Annotated in this window: 3 protein-coding genes and 1 pseudogene; 1 reads left to right on the top strand and 3 read right to left on the bottom strand. The window is 73.8% G+C overall.

Annotated features, from left to right (window positions below):
* The 3 genes from G5C51_RS40180 to G5C51_RS40170 all read right to left on the bottom strand — a co-directional run.
* A partial coding sequence (locus tag G5C51_RS40180; RefSeq protein ID WP_240930258.1) for a hypothetical protein occupies positions 1 to 1,258 on the bottom strand: 1,258 nt, incomplete at its 3' end.
* Positions 1,221 to 2,276: a phosphatase PAP2 family protein gene (locus G5C51_RS40175; RefSeq protein WP_165245602.1), complete on the bottom strand. Its 1,056-nt coding sequence runs from the start codon at positions 2,274 to 2,276 to the stop codon at positions 1,221 to 1,223. The genes G5C51_RS40175 and G5C51_RS40180, both read right to left, overlap by 38 nt.
* Positions 2,277 to 2,413: 137 nt before the next feature.
* Positions 2,414 to 3,805 (bottom strand): NsdA family TPR-like regulatory protein, encoded by a 1,392-nt coding sequence (locus G5C51_RS40170; protein WP_165245600.1) that lies wholly within the window; start codon positions 3,803 to 3,805, stop codon positions 2,414 to 2,416.
* Between the two features lie 303 nt (positions 3,806 to 4,108).
* Between G5C51_RS40170 and G5C51_RS40165 the strand changes: the two are divergent.
* Positions 4,109 to 4,360 (top strand): annotated as a pseudogene (locus tag G5C51_RS40165) (hypothetical protein); the annotation flags it as partial.

Genomic DNA, 4,360 nt, shown 5'->3' with positions numbered 1-4,360 from the left:
GGGGTGGGACAGCGCCGAGGGCCTGCCGGCCGGGGGCCTGCCGGCCGGGGGCCTGCCGGTCGGGTGCATCGCTGCCGGAGCTCTGGCCTGCCGCCGGCGCGCCCGGGCCCCGCCCGGCGCCTTCCGCGCCCTCGGGGCCTTGCGTTGCCGCTGGCGCCTGGTCTGTGCTGTCCGGGCCTTGCGTTGCCGCCGGTGCGTGGTCTCCGCCGTCAGGGCCTTGCGTTGCTGCCGATGTGTCGCCACCGTCGCCGGAACCTCGTGCTGCTGCCAGGACTTGGTCCACCGTGCGCAGCGAGCCCAGCTCGCCCCGTACCGAGCGGCCCAGGGCTACGACCTCGCCTGCCTGTCGGGCGCGGGAGCGGCAGTGGAAGGCCAGTTCGCAGGACGACAGGCACTCCGGGGCGTAGGCCGCGTCGACCGCGGCGACCGACTCCAGCAGCTCCGCGGCCGGGCGTGAGAGGTCGAAGTTCACGTTCTCCGGCAGGGCCGCCGCAATCGCTTCCAGGTGCGTCAGGCGGGCCAGTTGGCGGCGGGTGACGGCCAGTTGGGGGCGTACGTCCATTGCCTCTGCCGCCGGGAGGTTGGAGAAGTCCTTCGGGCAGACCAGTAGTACGTCGCTGCGTACCGTCGCGTCCGGGAGGGATTCCAGGGCCAGTACGTAGACCGCCGACTGGCGTGCTGCAGCGCCCACCTTCGAAGCGTCCGCCGCGCCGTCCAGGATCGGGAAGGACTTGATCTCTACGACTGTCCAGGCGCCGTCCGGTGGTACCACGATCGCGTCCGGCTCGAGGAATACCGGTGAGCCGGCCACCTCCAGCCGCAGCAGCGGGTGGTCGAGCAGGGTCCAGCCGCCGTCGGCCGCGGCCGTCAGTGCCTGCCGGGTGCGCTCCGCGCGGCCCTCGGGGCCCGGCGCGGTCAGGTCGGGGGTGCGCACCTCGTTCGCGGCGGGGGGTTCCGCGCCGTTGCCCAGGCGGGTGCAGTACAGCCGCAGCAGTTCCGCGCCGCCGTCGGCCTTTACCCGGGCTTCGAAGGAATTGCCGCGGGCGAAGGCGAACTGCGACTGGCCGAACGACGACGGGCTGCCCAGCGCCTCCGCCAGCGCCGCCTTGTCGACGCCGGCGCCGTCCAGCAGCGCGCGTCGGCGGCAGCCGGGGTTGGCGGCCAGGGCGGCCAGCGCGCGGGCGTCGAGCGGGCGCGGCGGGACGCCGGGGCCGCGCAGGTCAGCGAGCTGCTGCCGGAGCGCTGCCGCCGTCGCCAGCGACGGGCTCTGCTGCGGGCCCTGCTGCGCCGGAAGCGTCCGCGGGGGTACGCGGTCTGGGGATGTGCGTTCCACGCGCCGCAGTCTTCCATCCCGCACCGACAACTTCGGCGGCCCCCGCCGAACCGCCGCCACCGGCCGTGCCCGTGGCGCCGTCCGTCGCACCGCCGCCGACGACCACGGTCGGCACGACTCCCGGCCCGCCCTTCGCCGCGACGATGGAGCCCTGCCGCACCGGCACCCGCCGGGGCGCGAGCGCCATCCGCGCCTGCGCCTTCGCCAGGTCCGCCGCCCGTACCAGCGGACCGGCCGCCAGATAGCCGGCGCCCATGACGGCCACGCCCGCGACCGCGTCGAGCAGGTAGTGGTTGGCGGTGCCCATCACCACCAGCGCGGTCATCGCCGGATACGCCAGTGCCAGCACCCGCACCGTCCGCGAGCGCGCGTGCCGCCACACCACCAGGCCGCACCACAGCGCCCAGCCGACATGCAGGCTCGGCATCGCCGCGTACTGGTTCGTCAGCCCGCCGAGCCCGCGCGGCGCGCTGGCCTCGCCGCCCCACCAGCCGTACGAGGAGTACTGGGCCATGGTGTCCACGAAGCCGTGCTCATCGCTGAGCAGCCGCGGCGGCGCGGTCGGCAGCAGGACGAAGCCGACGAGGCCGATCAGCGTGGAGCCCATCAGCCAGCTGCGCAGCTGCCGGTAGTGCTCGTGGCGGCGGCGCCAGATCCAGATCAGCACGGCGGGGGTGACGAGGTAGTGCAGCGTGGCGTACGCGAAGTCGGCGGGGACGCCGATCGCGGCGTGGGTGGTGAAGAGGCGGTTGAGGGGCTCCTCGGCGTGCAGGTACAGCGCCTTTTCGAGGTCGAGGATCCGGACGCCGTGCTCGTGGGCCTGGGCCACGCTGCCGGTGGCGAGGAGCCGCCCGGCCGAATAGAGCGCGTACACGGCTGCGATGAGCAGCAGCTCGGCCCACCACCTCCGCCGCGGCTGCGCCGCCGGCACCGGCCCCGTCATCGCGTTCTCCTGTCGCCCCGGACCGTCCGTTCGTGCTCGGCCCGATCTTCAACTGTACGGCGTACAGCTGGGTGCGAACGCACCGTCTTGGCAGCAGGAGACGCAGTTCACGGCGCCTGGGTTGAGTGCGGGGAAATTCAGGCGGTACGCGGAGTGAGCGCTGTCGCCTGATGCCGCTCCAGGAAGCCCGCCACCGAAGCGTTGGCGGCGTGCGGGCGCAGGGCGTGGGCGGTGGACTTGAGCATCGCGCGGACCCGGGACGACTTGACCTGGCCGAGCAGCCCGACCACCCGCGTGCCCGCGTCCGCCGCCTCGTCGGCGGCGCCGCTCGCGGCCAGGTCGGCGGCGAGCTGGGCGGTGTAGAGGGCGATGTTGCGGGTGAAGTGCGGATCCTGCAGTGCGACGGCGCGGCGGGTGTGGGCGGCGGCCTTGGTGTGGTCGCCGAGCATCGCCCAGCACTGCGCCTCGAGGCCGGCCAGCTCGGCCTCGCTGAAGAACGACATCCACTCCGGATCGGCGTCCGCCGGCCCCTTGGCGAAGTCCGCCTTCGCCCGGGCGAGCGCCTCCCGGCAGGCCGCCCGGTCGCCGACGCCGGCCCAGCCGCCCGCCTCCCGCAGCGCCAGCAGCGCCAGCAGCCGGGCGGAGCCCAGGTGCCGGGCCGCCTGCTGCGCGGCCTGCGCGGCCCGTACCGCCTCATGCGGACGCCCGGCGTCGCGGGCCAGGAAGGCCGTATTGCAGAAGGCGTGCGCCTCGAGCGCCGGGTCGGCGGCCATACGGGCCGTGGCCAGCGCTTCGGCATAGTGCGAGCGGGCCTCGGCGAAGCGGCCGGAGTCGTGGGCGAGCCAGCCGACGGAGATCGCGAGCTCGCCGGCGCCCGCGTGCAGGCGGTCGTTGACGTGCCGGCTGCGGGCGCCCTCGTCCAGCAGCGAGAAGGCGGCGCGCAGGGAGTGTCCGGCCTTCTCGTACAGGGCGTCGGCGCCGTGCCGGTCGTCGAGCAGGCGGATCCGGCGGACGGCCTCCTCCAGGGCGGCGGCGTCGGTGGCGCCGGGGCGGCGGCCTTTCGCGGTCGGTGCCGCCGCGGCTTGGGGGACGGCGGCGGCTCCTACGGCCAGGGCGGCCACGGCGGCCGAGCCGCCGGTCATGAACGCGCGACGTTGCACGTCGCTCTCCTCGGTAGTGCTGTCGTTGCCAGGTGCCCCGTACGGCCGAGCGCCGGTGGGGCTCGCGGGAAGAACGGGGGGAGTGTTTCTCGCCGCGCGCGCCCCGCGCCCGCGTACGGACTCCCGGGTCGCGAAGCCGAGATCCGTCAGCGAGTACCCGGGGAACATGTGCCGGAACACCCGCTCATACGCGTAGTTGGGGCAGCGGATCACTCCGGCCTCGACGCGGTGGATATAGCGGGCGTCGCAGGAGACCTGCTCCCCGATCTCCCGCCCCGCGCGGCGCACGGCCGCGGCGAACTCGCCTGGTGAGCGGTGTCCTCGCAGCCTTCGGAAGGCGGCGTTGGGCGTCACGTCGTCGGTCGCCACGTCGGTGCCCCTTGCAAGTGCTGTGCAGTATCGGTAATTCCCGGTGGCACCGTACTGGTTGTGACGGGGTGGACACGGTGGGTTTGCCGGTAAATCGCTGACAAACTGGATATCTCACCGCCGATATGCCATGAAGTGCCATGCCTTGGAGCGGTGTTGTGCCGTAGCCCTTGACGCGGCCGTGCGTTGTTCATGTTGAAAGGGACGACGTGGCTGATTCGACGCTGACTGCGCAGCTCGCGCCCACCGCGGTGGCGGCTGGCCGGCTGTGCGGGTCGCTGACTGCGCAAGGAGGGGTTTCCCTTGCTGGAAACCGGCCTGGACAAAGCCGCCCCCGCGACCGCACGGCGGGGTGGTGCGGACGCCGAGACACCCTGTGACCTGGTGACCGTGCCCGCGCGGCACGGTCTGGAGGCTGTCGACATCATGCGGCTGCGCACTTCGGTGGGGCCGGTGCTGCATGACGGGGGGTTCGACACGCTCGGGTTCGTGGTGCCGGCGGGGACGGCGGAGGCGTGGGACGTGCCGGGGAGCGCCTGTACGCGGATCATGGGG

It is taken from the genome of Streptomyces coryli, from assembly GCF_011044975.1.
In the GTDB taxonomy this organism is placed as follows: Bacteria; Actinomycetota; Actinomycetes; order Streptomycetales; family Streptomycetaceae; genus Streptomyces; species Streptomyces coryli.
The sequence above is the reverse complement of the archived record's forward strand: the minus strand, read 5'-3'. Positions and strand labels throughout refer to the sequence as shown.

Excerpts from the sequence above, each read along its gene's own strand:
- G5C51_RS40175 (WP_165245602.1), bottom strand. The coding sequence starts at position 2,276 with ATGACGGGGCCGGTGCCGGCGGCGCAGCCGCGGCGGAGGTGGTGGGCC.